Origin of the sequence: Streptomyces lancefieldiae, assembly GCF_031845825.1 — a bacterium.
In the GTDB taxonomy this organism is placed as follows: domain Bacteria; phylum Actinomycetota; class Actinomycetes; order Streptomycetales; family Streptomycetaceae; genus Streptomyces; species Streptomyces lancefieldiae.
Genome location: NZ_JAVRFH010000009.1, coordinates 219,189 through 239,715, shown reverse-complemented (window position 1 = coordinate 239,715; position 20,527 = coordinate 219,189). Strand labels below are relative to the sequence as shown.

General features: G+C 71.7%; 23 protein-coding genes and 1 pseudogene. 15 read left to right on the top strand and 9 right to left on the bottom strand.

Annotation, left to right across the window (positions count from 1 at the left end):
* Positions 1–292: 292 nt before the first annotated feature.
* From RM812_RS12310 to RM812_RS12280, 7 genes are all read left to right on the top strand, one after another.
* Entirely contained in the window at positions 293–1,048 is a 756-nt protein-coding gene (locus RM812_RS12310) for a HipA family kinase (protein ID WP_311572510.1), read from the top strand.
* Positions 1,045–1,428 (top strand): DUF3037 domain-containing protein, encoded by a 384-nt coding sequence (locus RM812_RS12305; protein WP_311572509.1) that lies wholly within the window; start codon positions 1,045–1,047, stop codon positions 1,426–1,428. Before RM812_RS12310 ends, RM812_RS12305 begins: the two co-directional genes overlap by 4 nt.
* 335 nt (positions 1,429–1,763) lie before the next feature.
* On the top strand, positions 1,764–2,525 hold the full coding sequence (gene fabG, locus RM812_RS12300; protein WP_311572508.1) for a 3-oxoacyl-ACP reductase FabG: 762 nt from the start codon (positions 1,764–1,766) through the stop codon (positions 2,523–2,525).
* A gap of 11 nt (positions 2,526–2,536) precedes the next feature.
* Positions 2,537–3,298: an SDR family oxidoreductase gene (locus RM812_RS12295; RefSeq protein ID WP_311572507.1), complete on the top strand. Its 762-nt coding sequence runs from the start codon at positions 2,537–2,539 to the stop codon at positions 3,296–3,298.
* Between the two features lie 202 nt (positions 3,299–3,500).
* Positions 3,501–5,087: an ABC transporter substrate-binding protein gene (locus RM812_RS12290; protein WP_311572506.1), complete on the top strand. Its 1,587-nt coding sequence runs from the start codon at positions 3,501–3,503 to the stop codon at positions 5,085–5,087.
* A gap of 72 nt (positions 5,088–5,159) precedes the next feature.
* Entirely contained in the window at positions 5,160–5,843 is a 684-nt protein-coding gene (gene ung, locus RM812_RS12285) for a uracil-DNA glycosylase (protein ID WP_311572505.1), read from the top strand.
* Between the two features lie 123 nt (positions 5,844–5,966).
* A complete protein-coding gene (locus tag RM812_RS12280; protein WP_311572504.1) occupies positions 5,967–6,497 on the top strand; it encodes a hypothetical protein in 531 nt (176 codons plus the stop codon).
* Between the two features lie 24 nt (positions 6,498–6,521).
* Here the strand turns inward: RM812_RS12280 and RM812_RS12275 are convergent, their stop codons facing one another.
* Positions 6,522–7,025: a hypothetical protein gene (locus tag RM812_RS12275; RefSeq protein WP_311572503.1), complete on the bottom strand. Its 504-nt coding sequence runs from the start codon at positions 7,023–7,025 to the stop codon at positions 6,522–6,524.
* Between the two features lie 114 nt (positions 7,026–7,139).
* The gene (locus RM812_RS12270) at positions 7,140–7,652 is read right to left on the bottom strand and encodes a DinB family protein (RefSeq protein WP_311572539.1); all 513 of its coding nucleotides are present in this window, start codon (positions 7,650–7,652) and stop codon (positions 7,140–7,142) included.
* A 214-nt stretch (positions 7,653–7,866) separates the two neighbouring features.
* Here RM812_RS12270 and RM812_RS12265 point away from each other — a divergent pair, with 214 nt between their 5' ends.
* Entirely contained in the window at positions 7,867–8,772 is a 906-nt protein-coding gene (locus tag RM812_RS12265; RefSeq protein WP_311572502.1) for a Gfo/Idh/MocA family protein, read from the top strand.
* Here RM812_RS12265 and lnt read toward each other — a convergent pair.
* Complete coding sequence (gene lnt, locus RM812_RS12260; RefSeq protein ID WP_311572501.1) at positions 8,696–10,270, bottom strand: apolipoprotein N-acyltransferase; 1,575 nt, start codon at positions 10,268–10,270, stop codon at positions 8,696–8,698. The genes RM812_RS12265 and lnt overlap by 77 nt on opposite strands.
* Before the next feature lie 230 nt (positions 10,271–10,500).
* Between lnt and RM812_RS12255 the strand changes: the two genes are divergently transcribed.
* Positions 10,501–11,241: an SDR family NAD(P)-dependent oxidoreductase gene (locus RM812_RS12255; protein ID WP_311572500.1), complete on the top strand. Its 741-nt coding sequence runs from the start codon at positions 10,501–10,503 to the stop codon at positions 11,239–11,241.
* 55 nt (positions 11,242–11,296) lie between these two features.
* Here the strand turns inward: RM812_RS12255 and RM812_RS12250 are convergent, their stop codons facing one another.
* The 3 genes from RM812_RS12250 to RM812_RS12240 form a co-directional block, all read right to left on the bottom strand.
* Positions 11,297–11,476, bottom strand: coding sequence for a hypothetical protein (locus RM812_RS12250; RefSeq protein WP_311572499.1), 180 nt, complete (start codon positions 11,474–11,476; stop codon positions 11,297–11,299).
* A gap of 83 nt (positions 11,477–11,559) precedes the next feature.
* The gene (locus RM812_RS12245; RefSeq protein WP_311572498.1) at positions 11,560–12,435 is read right to left on the bottom strand and encodes an undecaprenyl-diphosphate phosphatase; all 876 of its coding nucleotides are present in this window, start codon (positions 12,433–12,435) and stop codon (positions 11,560–11,562) included.
* 141 nt (positions 12,436–12,576) lie between these two features.
* Positions 12,577–13,050 (bottom strand): winged helix-turn-helix transcriptional regulator, encoded by a 474-nt coding sequence (locus RM812_RS12240; protein WP_311572497.1) that lies wholly within the window; start codon positions 13,048–13,050, stop codon positions 12,577–12,579.
* Positions 13,051–13,109: 59 nt separating this feature from the next.
* On the opposite strand from RM812_RS12240, the pseudogene RM812_RS12235 reads away from it, so the two are divergent.
* Positions 13,110–13,460 (top strand): annotated as a pseudogene (locus RM812_RS12235) (steroid 3-ketoacyl-CoA thiolase); the annotation flags it as partial.
* A gap of 88 nt (positions 13,461–13,548) precedes the next feature.
* On the opposite strand, the gene RM812_RS12230 reads toward RM812_RS12235, so the two are convergent.
* The gene (locus RM812_RS12230; RefSeq protein WP_311572495.1) at positions 13,549–14,337 is read right to left on the bottom strand and encodes a TVP38/TMEM64 family protein; all 789 of its coding nucleotides are present in this window, start codon (positions 14,335–14,337) and stop codon (positions 13,549–13,551) included.
* A gap of 49 nt (positions 14,338–14,386) precedes the next feature.
* Between RM812_RS12230 and RM812_RS12225 the strand changes: the two genes are divergently transcribed.
* The 3 genes from RM812_RS12225 (at position 14,387) to RM812_RS12215 (ending at position 17,477) form a co-directional block, all read left to right on the top strand.
* Positions 14,387–15,109, top strand: a complete 723-nt coding sequence (locus RM812_RS12225) for a DNA alkylation repair protein (protein ID WP_311572494.1) — start codon at positions 14,387–14,389, stop codon at positions 15,107–15,109.
* Positions 15,110–15,381: 272 nt separating this feature from the next.
* Complete coding sequence (gene tuf / locus RM812_RS12220) at positions 15,382–16,551, top strand: elongation factor Tu (RefSeq protein WP_311572493.1); 1,170 nt, start codon at positions 15,382–15,384, stop codon at positions 16,549–16,551.
* Between the two features lie 80 nt (positions 16,552–16,631).
* On the top strand, positions 16,632–17,477 hold the full coding sequence (locus RM812_RS12215; RefSeq protein ID WP_311572492.1) for a spermidine synthase: 846 nt from the start codon (positions 16,632–16,634) through the stop codon (positions 17,475–17,477).
* A 31-nt stretch (positions 17,478–17,508) separates the two neighbouring features.
* On the opposite strand, the gene RM812_RS12210 is transcribed toward RM812_RS12215, so the two are convergent.
* Positions 17,509–18,537, bottom strand: a complete 1,029-nt coding sequence (locus tag RM812_RS12210) for a hypothetical protein (RefSeq protein ID WP_311572491.1) — start codon at positions 18,535–18,537, stop codon at positions 17,509–17,511.
* 136 nt (positions 18,538–18,673) lie between these two features.
* Between RM812_RS12210 and RM812_RS12205 the strand changes: the two genes are divergently transcribed.
* Positions 18,674–19,111 (top strand): DUF4442 domain-containing protein, encoded by a 438-nt coding sequence (locus RM812_RS12205; RefSeq protein ID WP_311572538.1) that lies wholly within the window; start codon positions 18,674–18,676, stop codon positions 19,109–19,111.
* A gap of 105 nt (positions 19,112–19,216) precedes the next feature.
* A complete protein-coding gene (locus RM812_RS12200) occupies positions 19,217–19,864 on the top strand; it encodes a DedA family protein (protein WP_311572490.1) in 648 nt (215 codons plus the stop codon).
* Positions 19,865–19,987: 123 nt separating this feature from the next.
* On the opposite strand, the gene RM812_RS12195 is transcribed toward RM812_RS12200, so the two are convergent.
* Positions 19,988–20,515 (bottom strand): gamma carbonic anhydrase family protein, encoded by a 528-nt coding sequence (locus RM812_RS12195; protein ID WP_311572537.1) that lies wholly within the window; start codon positions 20,513–20,515, stop codon positions 19,988–19,990.
* Between the last annotated feature and the right edge of the window lie 12 nt (positions 20,516–20,527).

Below are 20,527 nucleotides of genomic sequence, written 5' to 3'. Positions count from 1 at the left end.
GCGCGCTCGAAGGCAGCGTGGGCGGCGCACGGGCGGGCTGTCGCCGGCAGGTCGGCCGAGGTGGCCGGACGGATCGTGCCCCTCGGCCGTGGTTACTATGCTCACTTCATGCCGGAAGCCGGCAGCAAGGGGCGCGGCACCATCGACGGTCTGCTTGGGGAGCGGGGAGACCGGCTCGGCGACCAAAACTCCCCAGATTCTCCCCAGCGCCGTTGACCGGTGATTCCTGCCTCCACACCCCGGAGAAGGTATCCGCGGATTGTAAGGCTGAAGAGATGGGTGGCCTGGGAAAGTGCTGAAAGAGGTCGTAGCGACCCGCTACATCACGCCCCTGCGTGAGGGAGGTTCGCTGCCGGGACTGATCGAGGCCGACGACCTCGGGACCTACGTCCTGAAGTTCACCGGCGCGGGGCAGGGGCGCAAGACGCTCGTCGCCGAGGTGGTCTGCGGTGAACTCGCCCGCCGGCTGGGTTTCAGGGTGCCGCGGCTGGTGACGGTCGACCTCGACCCGGTGCTCGGGCTCGGCGAACCCGACCAGCAGGTGCAGGAGCTGCTCAAGGCCAGCGGCGGCACCAACCTCGGCATGGATTTCCTCTCCGGCGCCCTCGGCTTCGACCCGCTCGCCTTCGAGGTGAGCCCCGAAGACGCCGGGCGGATCGTCTGGTTCGACGCCCTGGTGAACAACGTCGACCGGTCCTGGCGCAACCCCAACCTGCTGCGGTGGCGGGGCGAGGTGTGGCTCATCGACCACGGCGCGACCATGATCTGGCACCACAACTGGCCCGGCGCCGAGACCTCCGCCGCCCGGCCGTACGACGCCTCGGACCACGCCCTCGCACGCTTCGCGCCGGACGTCCGCTCGGCCGCCGCCGCGCTCGCGCCCCTGGTCACCGAGGAACTCCTCGCCGAGGTCACCGCCGAGATCCCGGACAGCTGGCTGCTGGACGAGCCCGGTTTCGCCACGCCCGACGACCTCCGGCGCGCCTACGCCCGGCCCCTGCTCGCCCGGGCCGCCACCATCCACGAGCACGTCAAGGGGGAGCGGTGAGCGACCGCCATGTCTTCGAGTACGCACTGCTGCGCGTCGTGCCCCGCGTCGAACGCGGTGAGTGTGTGAACGCCGGGGTGCTCGTGTACTGCCGGGCCAAGGCCTACGTCGGTGCCCTCACCCACCTCGACGAGACCAGGCTGCTGGCCCTCGACCCGCACGTGGACCTGCCCGGTGTGCGCGCGGCCCTGCGCGCCGTCGAAGGCGTGTGCACCGGCGGGGACGCGGCGGGCCAGGCGGCCCACGACGACCCCGGCCGCCGCTTCCGCTGGCTGATCGCCCCCCGCTCCACGATCGTCCAGCCGGGCCCCGTCCACACCGGCCTCACGGCGGACCCGGCGGCAGAGACGGAACGACTTCTCGGCCTGCTCGTGCGGTAGTGCCTGTCCGGCCGCCGGCCGGGCCCCGAGCGAGGCGTGCCTCGGGTGCGCCGGCGGCGCCGCATCCTCCTTTCCGCCCATGAACGGTTCGCGCTTCGACGTCAGGGGTGCCTCGGCGTGGGCCCCGCAGGGCTGGGCCGTTCGGGCGCCCGGGGTGAGGGCGCGCCCCCCCCGGGGAGCCCGGGTAATGAATCACACCGGCCCGGTGTCCCGTTGACACCGCGTGCCAGGGCTTCTAGCGTCACGTCTGCGGAAGGTACTAAGCGGTCGCTCACCCAAAGGGCGTACCGAAGGGCCCCGCACGGGCCGCATCCCCAGGACGAGGAGAAGCAGCAATGTCCACCACTGAGCAGCGGGTCGCCGTAGTCACCGGAGCCGCGCGCGGCATCGGTGCCGCCACCGCCGTACGACTGGCCGCCGAGGGCCGTGCCGTCGCCGTCATCGACCTCGACGAGACCGCCTGCAAGGACACCGTGGGGAAGATCACGGAGGCCGGCGGCAAGGCGATCGCGGTCGGCTGCGACGTCTCCGACGAGGCGCAGGTCGAGGCGGCCGTGGCGAGGATCGCCGAGGAGCTGGGCGCGCCGACGATCCTCGTCAACAACGCGGGCGTGCTGCGCGACAACCTGCTGTTCAAGATGAGCGTCTCCGACTGGGACACCGTCATGAACGTGCACCTGCGCGGTGCGTTCCTGATGTCGAAGGCCTGCCAGAAGCACATGGTGGACGCCGGCTTCGGCCGCATCGTCAACCTGTCCTCGTCCTCCGCGCTCGGCAACCGCGGCCAGGTCAACTACTCCGCCGCCAAGGCCGGTCTGCAGGGCTTCACCAAGACCCTCGCCAAGGAGCTCGGCAAGTTCGGCGTCACCGCCAACGCCGTTGCCCCCGGCTTCATCGCCACCGAGATGACCAAGGCCACCGCCGACCGCGTCGGCATGGGCTTCGACGACTTCAAGGCGGCCGCCGCCACCCAGATCCCGGTCGCCCGCGTCGGCGAGCCCGACGACATCGCCAACGCCATCGCCTTCTTCACCGGCGAGGCCGCCGGCTTCGTCTCCGGCCAGGTGCTGTACGTGGCCGGCGGACCGCTCGACTAGGGATCACGGACATGACTGAACTCCCCGCACTCTCCGGCAAGGCCGCGCTCGTCACGGGCGCGAGCCGCGGCATCGGCTACGGCGTCGCCGAGGCGCTCGTCGCGCGCGGCGACCGCGTCTGCATCACCGGTCGCAACGAGGAGGCCCTGAAGGAGGCCGTCGAGAAGCTCGGCGCCGACCGTGTCATCGGCGTCGCAGGCAAGGCGCACGACGAGGCCCACCAGGCCGTCGCCGTCGAGCGCGCGATGGAGGCCTTCGGGCGCGTCGACTTCCTGGTCAACAACGCGGGCACCAACCCGGTGTTCGGGCCGATCGCCGACCTCGACCTGAACGTCGCGCGCAAGGTCTTCGAGACCAACGTCATCTCGGCGCTCGGCTTCGCCCAGCGCACCTGGCACGCCTGGCAGAAGGACAACGGGGGTGCGATCGTCAACATCGCCTCCGTGGCGGGACTGTCGCCCTCGCCCTTCATCGCCGCCTACGGCGTCAGCAAGGCAGCGCTGATCAACCTCACCGCGCAGCTGGCGCACGAGTTCGCGCCCAAGGTGCGGGTCAACGCGATCGCCCCGGCCGTCGTGAAGACGAAGTTCGCCGCGGCTCTGTACGAGGGCCGCGAGGAGGAGGCCGCCGCGGGATACCCGCTCGGCCGGCTCGGTGAGCCCGCCGACATCGGCGGCGCGGCCGCGTTCCTCACCTCGGCGCAGTCCGACTGGGTCACCGGTCAGACGCTCGTGGTCGACGGCGGCATCTTCCTGAACGCCGGCGTGGCCTGACGTCCGATCCCGCCGGGCGCGCGCTCGGACACGGGCACCGTTGCGGAAAACGGTGCCCGTGTCCGCGTTTCGAGACCGCGGGGTCATGACAACGTAGTCATCGTAAAATGATCAAACCCCCTGATCAGAAGGGGGGTTCAGGGAGCATGGCGCTGCGGTATGGTCTGCCGACCCTTGGTACGGCGGATCGAGGAGCGTGCGCGTGTTCAACCGGAACCGAGGCCTGCGGCGGGTGGCGGCCATCGTGTCCATGTCCTCGCTGGTCACCGGATGCGGCATCCTGTCGTCCGACGATGCGCAGAATGAGGGGCCGATCGTCGTGGGGACGACCAGTGCCCCCAGCACGCTGGATCCGGCCGCGTCCTGGGACGGTTCCTGGGAGCTGTTCCGCAACGTCTACCAGACGCTGCTCAGCTACCCCGACGGCGCGAGCGCGCCCGAGCCCGACGCCGCCGAGGAGTGCGCGTTCACCGACTCCACGAACCAGGTGTACCGCTGCGAGCTGCGCGAGGGCCTGACCTTCTCCAACGGGGACCGGCTGGACGCCCGGGCCGTCAAGCACTCGATCGACCGGATCAAGGACATCAACGTCAACGGCGGCCCCGCCGGTCTGCTGGGCAGCCTGGACCGCGTCCGAGTGCCCAGCGAGCGCGAAGTGGTCTTCCACCTCAACAAACCCGACGCCACCTTCCCCTTCGTCCTCGCCACGCCCGCCATGTCGATCGTCGAACCCGGCGGCTACCCCGCCGACTCCCTGCGCGAGGACGGCAAGGTCGTCGGCTCCGGCCCGTACACGCTTCAGTCGTACGAGGACGGCGAGCGGGCCGAACTCGCCCGCAACGACCGCTACAAGGGCTTCGCCGAACGCCACAACGACGCGGTGACCATCCGCTACTTCAAGGACTCCGCCGGCATGGTGAAGGCCCTGCGCGACGGGGAGATCCAGGTCACCTACCGCGGTCTCGCGGCCGACGACGTCGTCACGCTGCAGGGCGAGGCCGGCAAGGAGAAGGACCTCCAGCTGGTCGAGGGCAGCGGTACGGAGATCCGCTACCTCGTCTTCAACCCCGACGACCCGTGGGCGGGCCGGAAGGAAGTGCGCCAGGCCGTCGCCCAGGTCGTCGACCGGGTCGCGATCGCCCACGAGATCTACCAGGACACCGTCGACCCGCTGTACTCGATGGTCCCCAAGGGCCTGATCGGCCACACCACGGGCTTCTTCGACGACTACGGAGACCCGAACGTCTCCAAGGCCCGCGCGATCCTCACCGACGCCGGCATCACCGAGCCCGTCCCGCTCACCCTCTGGTACACCACCGACCGCTACGGTTCCGAGACGGCGCGGGAGTTCCAGGAGATCAAGCGCCAGCTGGACGCCTCGGGCCTGTTCACGGTCACCCTCGAGAGCCGCCCGTGGAAGACGTACGTCACGGGTTACCAGAAGGGCGAGTACCCGGTGTTCGGGCGCGGCTGGTCCCCCGACTTCCCGGACGCCGAGAACTTCATCGCCCCCTTCGTCGGCGAGCAGAACGCCCTCGGCACGCCCTACCCCGCCCCCGAGATCACCGGCGAGCTGCTGCCGCGCTCGCGCCGGGAGAGCGACCGCGGCAACGCGGAGCGGGAGTTCGAGCGGGCGCAGCAGATCCTCGTGAACGACGTACGGCTGCTGCCGCTGTGGCAGGGCAAGCAGTACGTGGCCGCCGGCGCGGACATCTCGGGCGCCGAAGGGGCCCTGGACCCCTCGACGATCATGACGATGTGGGAGCTGCACCGGAAGACGAGCTGGTAGCCGCTCCGATTGTCAGTGGTCGCGGGTAGGTTCTGAGGACCGGAAGCGACCGCACAGTGTAAGGAAGTTGACGTGACCGACATCGCCATGCTGCCCGAGTCCTGGCGCGAGGTGCTGGGCGGCGAACTGCAGCAGCCCTATTTCAAGGAGCTGACGGCGTTCGTCGAGGAGGAGCGGGCGAACGGCCCCGTCTACCCCCCGCGCGAGGAGGTCTTCGCCGCGCTGGAGGCCACGCCGTACGACCAGGTGAAGGTGCTGGTCCTCGGGCAGGATCCGTACCACGGCGAGGGGCAGGGCCACGGGCTGTGCTTCTCGGTGCGGCCGGGCGTGAAGGTCCCGCCGTCCCTGCGGAACATCTACAAGGAGATGCACGCGGAGCTGGACGTCCCGATCCCGGACAACGGCTATCTGATGCCGTGGGCTAAGCAGGGCGTGCTGCTGCTCAACGCGGTGCTCACGGTCCGGGCCGGCGAGGCGAACTCGCACAAGGCCCGCGGCTGGGAGCTGTTCACCGACGCGGTGATCCGCGCGGTGGCCGACCGGCCCGACCCGGCGGTGTTCGTGCTGTGGGGCAACTACGCGCAGAAGAAGCTTCCGCTGATCGACGCGACGCGGCACGTGGTGGTCAAGGGCGCGCACCCCTCGCCCCTGTCGGCGAAGAAGTTCTTCGGCTCGCGCCCGTTCACACAGATCAACGAGGCGGTCGCCGCGCAGGGACACGAGCCGATCGACTGGACCATCCCGAACCTGGGCTGACCCGGGCGCCTGGGCCGGTCCGCCACCGACCGGCCCGCGCGCGTATCGGAGCCGCCTGACGTGGAATGCGGGTGCGTGCGGTTAGCGTCGTCGGGACAGCCGACGACGGGCACGGAGGACGCGGTGGCCAAGGGACAGGAGCAGGCGGCGCCGGATGCCGTGCTGACGCGGATCGGACAGGTCGTCATGCTGCACCACGCGGGCGACCGGGAAGAGGCCCGGCGCCGCTTCCTCGGCCTGTGGGCGGAGATCGGCGAGCACGGCGATCCCCTGCACCGCTGCACCCTGGCCCACTACCTGGCCGACACCCAGGACGACCCGGGGGACGAACTGGCCTGGGACCTGCGGGCGTTGTCGGCCGCCGAGGAACTCACCCAGGACCGGCCCGCCGGCGGGCGCGAGGGCGCGCTCGCCGCGCGTGCCCTCTACCCCTCGCTGCATCTGAACCTGGCCGCAGACTACGAACGGCTCGGCCACCGCGAGGCGGCCCGGGTGCATCTGCGTCGGGCCCGGAGCGCGGCCGAGTACCTCGCCCACGACCGCTACGGCGAGGGCGTGCGCGAGGCGATCGGCCGGCTGGAGTCGCGGCTGGGCGGCGGCGGGCCGGACGGGTCCGGCGGGCGGTGGGGCCCACCGCGGCAGCAACGGCCGTAGGACTCGCCCGCCGCGGCCGTACCCTCAGCGGCGGTGTGTCCGCTCGCAGATGACCGCCTCGGGACTGCCGGGCCGCCAGCCGCCGTACTGCTTGCCGAGTGCGCACACGTCCGCCTTGTTGCCGGCGTCCTTGCCGACGCCCCCGCCGTCCGGCAGCGGAACGTCGGGAACGCCGGTGGGAGGCCGCTCGGGCGCCCGTTCACGCACCGGCGCCTCGGGACGGTCGGGCCGCGGCCGCTGTTTCGAGCGGTCGGCCGGCTGCTTCTTCCGCTGCTGCGCGGGTGCCGTACGGCGTGGTTTGCCGGAGGCGCGGCCCGGGTCCCGGGAGGAGCCGGTCCTCTCCAGCGCCTCACGGGCGGGTGCCTGGGCGGCGGCAGGTGCGGCCGGGCCCTCGGCGCGCGGCGCGGACGAGTGGGCGCCGGCCGCCGAAGGGTCGGCCACGATCGGACCCTGGACCGTCGTACAGCCGGTGAGGGCCGAGATGGCCATGGTCACCAGGAGCGTTGCGGTGGTCGTCGTTCGATGCACCCGCGCCACTCTGCCCTGGGTGGGGACTCCTCCACGATGCCAGGCCGGTGGAGATTGCCCCACACGGGTGATCTCCGGCCCCTTACGGAGGTGGCGGCGCCGCCGAGGGTGACGTCACTCGCCGGTGGCGCCGTCGAGGCACTCACGGATCAGATCGGCGTGGCCGTTGTGGCGCGCGTACTCCTCGATCATGTGGGTGTGGATCCAGCGCAGGGTGAACCGTTCACCGGTGCGCCGGTGCTTCCCCTGGGACGGGTCGTCGAGCCGGAAGCGTGCGGCGTTGCGCCGTGCCACCTCGATCTCCGCACGCCAGGTGGCGTGGGCCTCCTGCCAGGTGTCCGCCTCGGTGAGGAGGAACTCGCCGTCCGGCTCCTCGTCGCTGTAGTAGATCGGGGGCGCGTCCTCGTCCGCCAGCACCTGGCGGTACCAGCCCCGTTCCACCTCGGCCATGTGCCGCACCAGACCCATCAGGGACAACACGGACGGGGCCACGGAGGCGGTCCTGAGCTGGGCGTCGGTGAGGCCCTCGCACTTCCACGCGAGGGTCTGCCGGTGATACTCCAGCCAGCCCTCCAGCATGGTGCGTTCGTCGGCGTCTGTGGCGGGTTCGCGGCGCTCGGTCGTCATGTCGGCATCCTCGCCCATGCCTGCCCGGTCCCACCAGGGGTTTTCACCGCCCGGCACGCCGTCCAGCACCTCGCGCCCGTGCCCGCGTACCACCGCGGACAGGTCGTCCCTCCGCGGCGTGCGCGGCTTGGAGGGCATCGCCGACCGGCGGCCCGCGCGGCCCCCGTATGCTTCCCAGCGGACCAGGTCGGCGAGCGTCAGAGGAGCACATCCCGTGAAGGTCGGCTGCATCGGACTCGGCGACATCGCGCAGAAGGCCTATCTGCCGGTGCTCGCCTTCCTGCCCGGGGTCGACCTGCACCTGCAGACCCGCACCCCCGCGACGCTCACCCGGGTCGCCGACGGACTGCGCCTTCCGCAGGCCCGGCGCCACGCCGACCTCGACTCACTGCTCGCCCAGGACCTCGACGCCGCGTTCGTGCACGCGCCGACGGACGTGCACCCGCAGATCGTGACCCGGTTGCTGGAGGCCGGCGTCCCCACCTACGTCGACAAGCCGCTCGCCTACGAACTCGCCGACTCCGAGCGCCTGGTGGCTCTCGCCGAGCAGCGGGGGACGAGTCTCGCCGTCGGCTTCAACCGTCGCCACGCCCCCGGGTACGCGCAGTGCGCCGAGCACCCGCGCGAGCTGATCCTCATGCAGAAGAACCGCACCGGGATGCCCGAGGACCCGCGCACGATGATCCTCGACGACTTCATCCACGTCGTCGACACGCTGCGCTTCCTGGTGCCCGGCACGGTCGACGACGTCACCGTGCGCGCCCGCGTCGAGGACGGTCTGCTCCACCACGTGGTGCTCCAGCTCGCCGGGGACGGCTTCACCGCGCTCGGCGTCATGAACCGGCTCAGCGGCTCGGCGGAGGAGATCCTCGAGGTCTCCGGTCAGGACACCAAGCGCCAGGTCGTCAACCTCGCCGAGGTGATCGACCACAAGGGCCGGCCGACCGTGCGGCGGCGCGGTGACTGGGTCCCGGTGGCCCGGCAGCGCGGCATCGAACAGGCGGTGCTCGCCTTCCTCGACGCGGTCCGCTCCGGCGAGGTGCTCAGTGCCCGGGACGCGTTGGAGACCCATGAGCTGTGCGAGCGGGTGGTACGTGCGGTGGAGGAGCGCCCCGCCTGATCCGCACCGCCCGTACGCTCTCGGTGCCGGCCCAGGCCGCGAGGACCAGCAGCGCCGCGAGCACCGTCCAGTCGCCGTACCGGACGTAGGGTGTGCCGCCGTGGGTGAGCGGGACGTCGTACACGCGTGACGTGCTCGCGCCGGTGCCCAGCCACGACCCGATGCGCGCGCCGTTCGCGTCGTAGACCGCGGAGACCCCCGTCAGTGTCGCGTGCACCATCGGGCGGCCGGTCTCGGCGGCGCGCAGTGCGGCCAGCGAGGCGTGCTGTTCGGGGGCCCAGCTGTGCTGGAAGGTCGAGGTCGACGACTGGGCGAGCAGCACATCGGCGCCGTCGGCGGCCAGGCGGCGGCTCATGTCGGGAAACGCGCTCTCGAAGCAGACCATCGGCCCGATCCGCAGCCCGTCGCCGACGTCCATCACCACCTGCCGGGTGCCCCGCCTGCGGTCCTCGCCCGCCGCCTCACCGACGGAGGTGGCCCAGCCGAGCAGGGAGCGGGCCGGGATGTACTCCCCGAAGGGGACGAGCCGCATCTTGTCGTACCGGGCGCCGGTCGGTCCCTCCGGGCCGACGAGCACCGAGCTCTTGTAGATGCCGGGCTTGTCGGAGCGCCGCGCGTCCACGTTGACCAGGATGTTCGCGCCGGTCTCGCGGGACAGCGCCGCGAGTCGCCGCGCCAGGTCGGGCCGGTCGTCGAGGTCGAAGCCGACGCTGCTCTCGCCCCAGACGACCAGGTCGGGGTTCCGGTCGGCGAGCCGGCGTGTCAGCTCTTCCTCGCGGTCGAAGCGCCGGTCGGCACTGTCCCGGCCGGCGACGACGCCGGGCTGCACCACGGCGATCGCGACCCGCTCGTCGGCGTCGGGGCGCGGCGACCAGACCCAGGCCGCGGAGGTGGCGGCGGCGGTGGCGACCAGCCCGGCCACGGCGGGCACCCGGGCCCGGCGGACGGCGACGAGCACGGCGACGGCGACGTTGACGGCCACCACCAGGAAGCTCAGCAGCCACACCCCGCCCACCGAGGCGAGCCGCAACGCCGGCGCCACCTGCCACTGGCTCGCGCCGATCATCCCCCAGGGCCCGCCGAGCCCCTGCCAGGAGCGGACCAGCTCCACCGCCAGCCAGCCCGACGGCAGCACCACGAGCGCCGCCGCCACCCGGCCGGCCGGGGGCGCCCCGCCCAGCAGCCGCCGCACCAGCCATCCCCACGGCGCCCACAGCGCGCCGAGCAGCGCGGCGATGACGAACGTGAACACGTGCAGGTTGGGCAGCAGCCAGTGATGCATCGCCAGCATGAACCCGAACCCGCCGCACCACCCGTCGTAGGCAGCCCGTCCGCCGCTCGGCGCGGTCCGGGACAGCAGCAGCCACGGCACCAGGGCGACCCAGGCCCACCACCACAGGGCCGGGCCCGGGAAGGCGAGGACGGGAAGCGCGCCGGCGAGCACGGCGGCCGTCGAGCGGCGCCAGGGGGAGGCGAGCCAGTGGCCGAGCGTCTTCATAGGCGCCTCCCTACCCTGTGGTTCCCTCAGTGTGCGCTCTCGACGAGGGAGAATTCAGTTGATCACACCGGGTGTCCGTCGTCGGCGAGTGGCCACCATCGACGCGACGGGACGGTGGTTGTGCGGTGGTTGTGCTTCGCGAGCGTTTGATCGATGATCGATCAAACGCCCCCGATGTGCCTGCCGGGGCTGCGTTCGCGCTGTTCTCGTTCGTTCCGTTGGAGGTATTCATGGCTCGTCCCCTCACTGTGGTCACCGGCGGCAGCCGGGGAATCGGCGCGGCGACCTGTCGGCGCCTCGCGGCCGACGGGCACGACGTCGTCGTGGGCTGGGTACGGGACTCGGCGGCCGCGGAGGCGGTCGTGGCGGGCGTGCGCGGGGCGGGTGGGCGCGGTGTCGCGGTGCGGGCGGACACGTCGGTCGAGGCCGACGTCGAGCGGCTCTTCGACGTGGCGGAGGAGCGGCTCGGGCCGGTGACGGGGTTGGTGAACAACGCGGCGGTGACCGGACCGCTGGGCCGGCTCGCCGACAGCGACACCGCGGACCTGCGCCGGGTCGTCGACGTCAACCTGCTGGGCACGCTGCTGTGCGCGCGGCGCGCCGCGCAGTTGATGGCCGCGCGGGGGAGCGGTGTGATCGTGAACGTGTCGTCGGGCGCCGCGACCCTCGGCAGCCCGGGGGAGTACGTCCACTACGCGGCGACCAAGGCGGGCGTCGACGCCCTGACCGTGGGGCTGGCCAAGGAGCTCGGTCCGGACGGTATCCGCGTCAACGCGGTCGCGCCGGGGGTCGTCGACACGGAGATGCACGCCGCGATGGGCGACCCCGACCGTGCGCGGCGGATGGGAGCGGACGTGCCGCTGGGCCGTGCGGGCCGGGCGGAGGAGATCGCCGCGGCGATCTCCTGGCTGATGTCGCCGGACGCGTCGTACACGACGGGTACGGTGCTGCGGGTGGCCGGCGGACGCTGAGGCGCAAGGGCGCTCGGTGTCGGTGAAGCCGGCCGGGCAGGGGGCGCCCCGGCCCTCAGGCCGCCTTGATGACCTCGCAGCGGATCGCGGTCGCCCACTCGACCACCAACAGCTCGTACTCCACACGCTCCTGCGCCGACAGGGACCCGCCCGCACGCCGCCACAGGGCACGGATCTGATCGTTCAGCTCCGCGGCGGAGCGCGCGGAACCAGGAGTCACGGAATCGGGGGACATGCGGACAAGCCTAGGGGCATGCACTGACAGTGCGCTACCGGACGGCTACGGATGCGAAGGTGCGCGCGTGGGTGTAGGGGCGGTCAGCCCGACGACTCCGCGGCGTGCGGGCTGAGGGCACCCGTCGCGACCAGCGCGATGATGACGATGCCGAGCGCGATGCGGTACCAGACGAACGGCATGAAGCTCTTGGTCGAGATGAACTTCATGAACCAGGCGATGACCGCGTACCCGGTGCCGAAGGCGATGACCGTCGCGAACAGCGTCGGTCCCCAGGAGACGTGGTCGCTCTCCATCGCGTCCTTGAGCTCGAACACGCCCGAGGCGAGCACCGCGGGGACCGCGAGCAGGAACGAGTACCGGGCGGCCGCCTCGCGCCGGTAGCCCATGAAGAGTCCGCCGCTGATGGTGGCGCCGGAGCGCGAGACGCCGGGGATGAGGGCCGCCGCCTGGCACAGCCCGTAGATCAGGCCGTCCCGCACGCCCAGGTTCTCCAACTCCTTGCGCTGCTGGGGCGCGCGGTGCCGGCCGCCCTTCTCGTCGCGCGCGGCCATCCGGTCCGCGACACCGATGATCACGCCGACGACGATCAGCATGGTCGCGGTGATCCGCAGGTCGCGGAAGGGCCCCTCGATCTGGTCCTTCAGCGTCAGGCCGAGGACACCGATCGGGATGGATCCGACGATCACGAGCCAGCCCATGCGCGCGTCGGGGTCGTGGCGCATCGACTTGTTCGTGAGTGAGCGGCTCCACGCCGAGATGATCCGACCGATGTCCTTGCGGAAGTAGATGAGCACGGCCGCCTCGGTGCCGATCTGCGTGATCGCCGTGAACGCCGCGCCCGGGTCGTGCCAGCCGGAGAACGCCGCGGTCAGGCGCAGGTGCGCGCTGGAGGACACGGGGAGGAACTCGGTCAGCCCCTGGACGAGTCCGAGGACGAGGGATTCAAACCAAGACATGAAGTTACGGAGTCCAAGTGCCGATCGAGAAACGGTCGATGGGCACACCGAACCGCCGTGTGCGGTGACCAGGAACAGGCGTGCCGTGGGGCAGCGTAGCGCCCTTGGGTGAATACCGGACCACAGGGGTGGAGGCGGCTCCTACACCGCCGCCGGGCCCGTCACCGTCCAGCCGGGGACCTGCGGATGAGCGGTCAGATCCTCGTGCCGGACGCTCTCGCCGCACGCCCGGCAGGTGACCTGCGGGACGAGTTCGTTGCCGCAGACGTGCTCGATCACCATGGGCCGGTCGTCGTCCGTGCGCAGGTGCCGGTCGCCCCACGCCATGAGGGTCATCAGGACCGGCTCCAGTTCCAGCCCCGCCCGGGTCGGCCGGTACTCGAAGCGCTGCGGGCGCTCGCTGTACGGCTGCCTGGTCAGGATTCCCGCTTCGACGAGCCGGCGCAGCCTGGTGGCGAGGATGTCGCGCGGTGCGCCGATGTTGCGCACCAGCTGGTCGAAGCGGCCGTTGCCGAGGCACACCTCCCGCAGGACGAGCAGGGAGTACTTCTCGCCGACGAGTGCCAGGGCGTCGGCGATGGAGCAGGGGCGCGGGTTCTTGGGGGCGGCGGCCATGGCGCCAGTCTAATTGAGGGTTTGTTTTTCCAACTCGTAGAGTTACGGTGAGTTCGGATTTCCTACTCACTGGTAGCCCTCGCAGTCGCCTCGGCCGTACTGGCGTCATACCCGCCACCGAGAAGGTGCTGCGCAGGGCGTCGCTCTCGCTCGGCGACATCGACCTGTTCGAGGTCAACGAGGCGTTCGCGAGCGTGGTGCCGGCCTGGCAGCAGGAGACCGGTGCCGGCCTCGACCGGGTCAACGTGCACGGCGGGGCCATCGCCCTCGGCCACCCTCTGGGCGCCGGCGGCACCCGGTTGACCACGGACCTCGTCCACGCCATGCGCGAGCGCGGCGCCCGCTACGCCCTTCAGACGATGTGCGAGGCGGGCGGCCTCGCCAACGCGATGATCCTCGAAGCCGTGTGACGCCGAAGCCGTGTGACGCCGTAACTGTGTGACGCCGTAACTGTATGACGCGAAACCGCCGCTCCGGAAAGACGGAGGTGATCGCCCGTCAGCGTCCGCGCAGCTGGTGGCGCTTGCGCCAGGCCACCACCGCGCCCGCCAGCCCCGGCAGGGCGATGCAGGCCATGGCGATCAGGAACGCCGGTGACGTCGGCGTCGAGGCGCGGGCGCCGGCGACGACGTAGGCGGCGGTGTTGGGGATCGACCCGAGCCCGGTCGCCAGCAGGAAGGGCAGCAGGCCCATGCGGGAGACGGCCGCGCAGTAGTTGGCGGCGGCGAACGGCACCCCCGGGAACAGCCGCGCCGCCAGCATCGAGCGGAAGCCGTGGCGGCTGAGCTGCCCGTCCGCGGCCTTCAGCCACTTGCCCCGCAGCAGCGGACGCAGCGCCTCCTGGCCCAGCACCCGGCCCAGGCAGAAGGCGAGCCCGGCACCGAGCACCGTCCCCGCCAACGCCGAGGCCAGGCCCAGCTGAGATCCGAACAGGGCGCCGGCGGCCAGGTTCAGCAGCGGACGCGGCACGAAGGCGACGGTGCACAGCCCGTACGCCAGCGCGTAGGCGACCGCTGCGGCGGCTCCCCCGAGCTGTGGCGGCCAGCCGTTCGTCAGCAACCGCTGCGGCTGGAACAGCACGACCGCGGTCGCGGCCGAGGCCAGCAGGGCGACGAGCAGGGAGAATCGGGACCACGGCGAGAGCAGGACTCTCGTGACGCGGGCGGCGAAGCCGGTCGGAGCGGCCGGTGGGACCGGTCCGGCGGCTGTGGCGACGGCGAGCTCCGTCGCGGCGGTCCGGGGAGAGACCGTGGCGGTGCCCCCAGAGCGGGTGGTGGCATCGAGCATCCGGTGACACTAACCGACAAATGTGTGTGATCGCCGTATGGTGCGTCTCATGAGCGTCACGAACACGGGAATTCTGGACGCGCCGCACAGCTCCTTCGCCGACACCGTACTGGAGCGGCTGACCGCCGTGTACACCGCCGCCGCCGATCCCGAACAGGCAGTGGCCATGCGGGCGTACATGAAGGACGTTGCTCCGTTCCTGGGTCTGACCAGGCCCGTTCGCCGTGCTCTGTCCCGCACGGTCCTGGACGGCCTGCCCCGCCCCGGCGAGGCGGACTGCGCCGCGGTCGCGCTGCGCTGCTGGCGGTTGCCCGAGCGCGAGTACCACTACTTCGCCGTCGATCTCCTGCGCCGACATGTGACGCACTGCTCTTCCGGTTTCCTGCCCGTGGTCCGGCATCTGCTCACCACCGTCCCCTGGTGGGACACCGTCGACCTGCTCGCCGCGCACGTGGTCGGAGGGCTGGTCGCGGCCGACCGCGCCCTCACGGCCGACATGGACGCGTGGATCGCGGAGGAGGACCTCTGGCTGGTCCGCACCGCCCTGCTCCACCAACTGCGCCACAAGGAACGCACCGACACCGACCGCCTCTTCGGCTACTGCCTGCGCCGCTGCGGCCACGCCGACTTCTTCGTTCGCAAGGCCATCGGCTGGTGCCTGCGCGAGTACGCCAAGACCGACCCGGACGCCGTGCGCGGCTTCGTGGCCGAACACAGGGAACGACTCGCGCCGCTGTCCGTGCGGGAGGCGCTGCGGAACACCGGCCCGTAGTGGACCGGGGCAACCTTCGAACTCCTGTGCCATAAAAAACCATTCGACGTGGGGCAGGGCGTCGGCAAGGATCGGCGTCATGTTCCGGTACGCCTTCCACCTCGCAGCATCCGCGGTCGCGGATGCCCCGAAGGCTGCCGTCCCCTTCTTCCCGGCCGCCGCCGACGGCGCCCGAAGCTGACCCTCCCCGGATCGTCCGGCGGACCCCGCAGGGGGAGGGTCGGCCGGCCCCCGGGGTCCCCACCACCGCCACGAGGCTTCGAGGTACCGCCATGTCCAAGACGGCGTACGTCCGCACCAAACCACATCTGAACATCGGCACGATGGGCCATGTCGACCACGGCAAGACCACCCTGACCGCCGCCATCACCAAGGTCCTCGCCGAGCGCGGCGCCGGCACGTTCGTGCCGTTCGACCGCATCGACCGTGCCCCGGAGGAGGCGGCGCGCGGCATCACCATCAACCTCGCGCACGTCGAGTACGAGACCGACACCCGGCACTACGCGCACGTGGACATGCCGGGCCACGCCGACTACGTCAAGAACATGGTCACCGGCGCCGCCCAGCTCGACGGGGCGATCCTCGTCGTCTCCGCGCTGGACGGGATCATGCCGCAGACCGCCGAACACGTCCTGCTCGCCCGGCAGGTGGGCGTCGACCACATCGTCGTCGCGCTGAACAAGGCCGACGCGGGTGACGAGGAGCTCACCGACCTCGTCGAGCTGGAGGTCCGCGAGCTGCTCACCGCGCACGGCTACGGCGGAGACACCGTGCCCGTCGTACGGGTCTCGGGGCTGAAGGCCCTGGAGGGCGACCCGCGGTGGACGGCGTCCGTCGAGGCGCTGCTCGACGCCGTGGACACCTATGTGCCCATGCCCGAGCGGTATCTGGACGCGCCGTTCCTGTTGTCCGTGGAGAACGTGCTCACCATCACCGGCCGGGGCACGGTCGTCACCGGCGCCATCGAGCGCGGCACCGTCCGCGTCGGCGACCGGGTCGACGTGCTCGGGGCATCCGTCGAGACGGTCGTCACCGGCCTGGAGACCTTCGGCAAGCCGATGGATCAGGCGCAGGCCGGGGACAACGTGGCGCTGCTGCTGCGCGGTGTCGCCCGCGACACGGTGCGCCGCGGCCACGTGGTCGCCGCGCCCGGCAGTGTCGTGCCCGGGCGGCGCTTCTCCGCCCGGGTGTACGTGCTGTCGGCGCGCGAGGGCGGTCGCTCGACGCCGGTCGCCACCGGATACCGGCCGCAGTTCTACATCCGGACCGCGGACGTGGTCGGGGACGTCGACCTCGGTGCGACGGCCGTCGCCCGGCCCGGGGACACGGTCACGATGACGGTGGAGCTGGGGCGGGACGTGCCGCTGGAGCCCGGTCTCGGGTTCGCCGTCCGTGAGGGCGGGCGGACCGTGGGGGCGGGGACCGTGACCGCCGTCGAATGAGCGGTTCCGGGTAAGGGCAGGGGGAGCGCGGACCGGCCGACGGGGCCGGGCCGCACTCCCTCACCCGGCACAATGGCGGGGTGAACGAAGCCATACCGGTCAGCCGCGTCACCGACCACGGCACCGCCAAGCTCATGCCCGACGTCGACCGGAGGCGGGCCTGGCTGCTCACCGTCGACGGGGCGCCGCAGTCGTACGTCGACCTGGACGAGCCGACGCACCTGGAGTTCGAGTACACGCGCCGGCTCGGCCACGTCCTGGACACGGTGGCCGAGCCGGGGCGCGCGCTGGACGTGCTGCACCTCGGCGGGGGCGCGTTCACCCTGCCGCGTTACCTGGCCGCCACCCGGCCCGGCTCGCGGCAGGACGTCGTGGAGGCCGACCGGGGCCTGCTGGACCTGGTCGCCGAACACCTGCCGCTGCCGGACGGCGCGGGCATCACCGCGCACGGTACCGATGCCCGCGCCTGGCTGGAGGCCGCCCCCGCGGACTCGGCCGACCTGCTGGTCGCCGACGTCTTCGGGGGGTCGCGGGTGCCCGCGCACCTGACCTCCGTGGACTACGTGCGCGAGGCCGCACGGGTCCTGCGGGCCGACGGCGTCTACGTGGCCAACCTGGCCGACGCGGCGCCGTTCCCGTTCCTGCGCCCCCAACTGGCTGGGTTCGCCACGCTCTTCGAGGAGTTGGCGCTGATCGCCGAACCGGGTGTCCTGCGCGGACGCCGCTTCGGCAACGCGGTGCTCGTCGCCGCGCACCGGCCCCTCGACACGGCGGCGCTGGCCCGGCGCACCGCCGCCGACGCCTTCCCGGCCAGGGTCGAGCACGGGCCCGCCCTGCTCGAGCTCATCGGCGACGCGCTGCCGGTGCGGGACGCGGACGCCGTACCGTCGCCCGAGCCTCCCGCGGGGGCGTTCGGCATCGGCTGAGCGGCGCGCGCGGCGCCGCCCGGCGGGGTGCCTACGACTCGGTCGGCGGCTCCTCGGTGAGGCGCACGGTGCTCAGGATCTTCTGGATCGTCGCCTCGGGGAGCTCGTCCTTGACGCCCTTGGCGCCGTAGAGGTTCCAGGTGACGAAGTCGCCCGCGCTGTTCTGGAAGGCGAAGGTGATCGCCTTGCCCTCGGTGTCGCACTTCCCCTTCTGGGGCGTGCCCTGGGAGTACGCCGTGATGACGCTGCCCTGGATGCCGGACGTCGTGGTGTACGGCTTGGGCTTGCCGTACTTCACGCTCTTCTTGTCCGGCTCCGTGTAACCGCCGTAGATCCACCACGGCACCCGCGTCTCGGCCGCCATGTCCGTGTCCTTGGCGCCGCTCTCACCGCGGGTGCCGGTGGTGGCGAGAGCGGTGCTCTCCTTGCGGCCGTCCTTGTTCTCGTCCGAGGTGCACCATTCGGACTTCAGGTAGGCGGGGGCGGTGACGGTGGTGCGCTCGATCTTGCCGTCCTTCTCCTCCCACTCGAAGCCGACGCTGGTGTCGGTGCTGTCGATCTCCCACTCGGCGGGCACGTCGAACAGGGTGCCGAACCGGGGGTTGGCGACGACCTTCCAGCCCTCGACGGTCGCCTTCAGCTCGCCGTCGTCGCGCGGGTTGTCGTCGGAGCCGGACACGCTCGGGTCGGCGGTCGGGGACCCGGACTTGTCCGCGGACGCGCTCGCGGACGGCTTCTTGTCCTTGCCGTCGTCCGCCTGGTCGTCCTTGTCACCGCCCAGGACGAGAAACCCGGTGACACCGGCGGCCACCACCACGGCGAGGGACGCGACGATCGCGACCAGCTTGGTCCGGTTTCCGCCACCGCCACCGCCACCGCCCGAAGCCGGCTGAGGGGCCCCGGGGGGCTGCGGAGTCCCCCACTGCTGCTGCCCATAGGGATTGGGCTGCTGCTGGTAGCCGGGCTGCTGATACGGATTCGGCTGCTGGTACCCCGGCTGCTGGTACGGATTGTCCTGCGGGTTCTGCTCGCCCCCGGGCGGCTGCTGTCCTGGCCACATGAGCAGTCACCCTAATGCCGCCCAGGACACGATTCGGTCACCAGCCTTTGTCAGGGACGTACCGAAGTCGGAAACACGCCGAGCCTGGCCCGTTGATGCTACTCGCGGGTAACCTGCTGCCATGAGCGCAGATCAGATGTCGATCGGCGAGTTGCTCGCCGCCACGGTGCCGATGGTCCGGACCCTGAACCTCGAGTACCTGGAGACCACTCCGGAAAAGGCGGTGCTGGCCCTTCCTGATCAGAGCGAGTACCGCAACCACGTCGGCGGGCCGCACGCCGGAGCCATGTTCACGCTGGGTGAGTCGGCCAGCGGGGCGATCGTGCTGGCCGCCTTCGGGGACCAGCTCTCCCGGGCGGTGCCGCTGCCGGTCACCGCCGAGATCGCCTTCAAGAAGATCGCGCTCGGACCGGTCACGGCCACCGCGACACTCGGCCGCCCCATCGCCGAGGTCGTCGCGGAACTGGACGAGGGCAGCCGCCCCGAGTTCCCGGTGAGCGTCGCCATCCAGCGGGAGGACGGCGCCGTCACCGGCGAGATGACCGTCACGTGGACCCTGCGACCCAGCGGCTGACCGCCGGCGACCCGGTAGGCTTCCCGGTGCGCCTCGGTCGAGGCGCACCGGGAAGCGGCGAGTCCCACCCGGAACGCAGCAGGTACGCGAAGCGGAGGGTGGGCGTTGCACGTCCAGGAATGGCTCGACACGGTGCCCGCGGCGGCCGTCTACGCCGTGGTCGGACTGGTCATCGGTCTGGAAAGCCTGGGCATTCCGTTGCCCGGCGAGATCATCCTGGTGTCGGCGGCCCTGCTGTCGTCACAGCACGGCGGGATCGACCCGCTGGTCCTCGGCGCCTGCGCCAGCGCGGGCGCGGTGATCGGCGACTCCATCGGATACGCCATCGGCCGCAAGGGCGGCCGACCGCTGCTGGCCTGGCTGGGCGGGAAGTTCCCCAAGCACTTCGGCGAGGGACACATCGCCACGGCCGAGCGGTCCTTCCAGAAGTGGGGCATGTGGGCCGTCTTCTTCGGCCGTTTCGTCGCCCTGCTGCGCATCTTCGCGGGACCGCTGGCCGGCGTACTGCGGATGCCGTACTGGAAGTTCCTGATCGCCAACGTCCTCGGCGGCATCGTCTGGGCGGGCGGCACCACCGCCGTCATCTACTACGTCGGTGTCGTCGCCGAGTCCTGGCTCAAGCGCTTCTCGTGGCTGGGCCTGGTGGTGGCGGTCCTGATCGGCATCGCCTCGATGCTGATCGTCAAGCGCAAGGCGGGCAAGGCCCGGACGGAGACCCAGGCGGAGGCCCAGCCGGTGACCGCCGAGGAGTGAGGCGCCCCGCCAAGGGGCGCGGGGCGACGTCGATCCGCGCCTTCGCCGCGCGGGCGCGACCGGACTCGACCGGTGCCCGCCGCTGACCCGAGGACCACAGTCCCCCCCGCTCACCCCCCCCGCTCACCCCCCGAGCCGAGCGTGCTCCACAGCCAGCGCCGCGTACATCGTCCCGTTCAGCGTGACGCCCTGGCGCTCCTCCTCCGTCAGCTCCCGCTTCACCTTCGCCGGGACCCCCGCGACCAGCGAGCCGGGGGGCACCCGCATCCCCTGCGGGACCAGGGCCTGGGCGGCGACGAGCGAGCCGGCACCGATCACCGCGCCGTTGAGCACCGTGGCGCCCATGCCGATCAGGCAGTCGTCCTCGACGGTCGCGCCGTGCACCACGGCGTTGTGGCCGATGGAAACGCGTTCGCCGACGGTGACGGGGAAGCCGGGGTCGGCGTGGAGCGTGCAGTTGTCCTGGACGTTGCTGTCGGCGCCGACGGAGATCCGCTCGACGTCGCCGCGCAGCACCGCCCCGTACCAGACGCTCGCCCCCGCGTGCAGCGTCACGTCCCCGATGACCGAGGACGTCGGTGCCACGAAGGCCTCCACGTCCACCCTCGGGTCCTTGCCGCCGATGCCCGTGATCAGCGCCTTCTGCGTCATCATCGCCTCCTG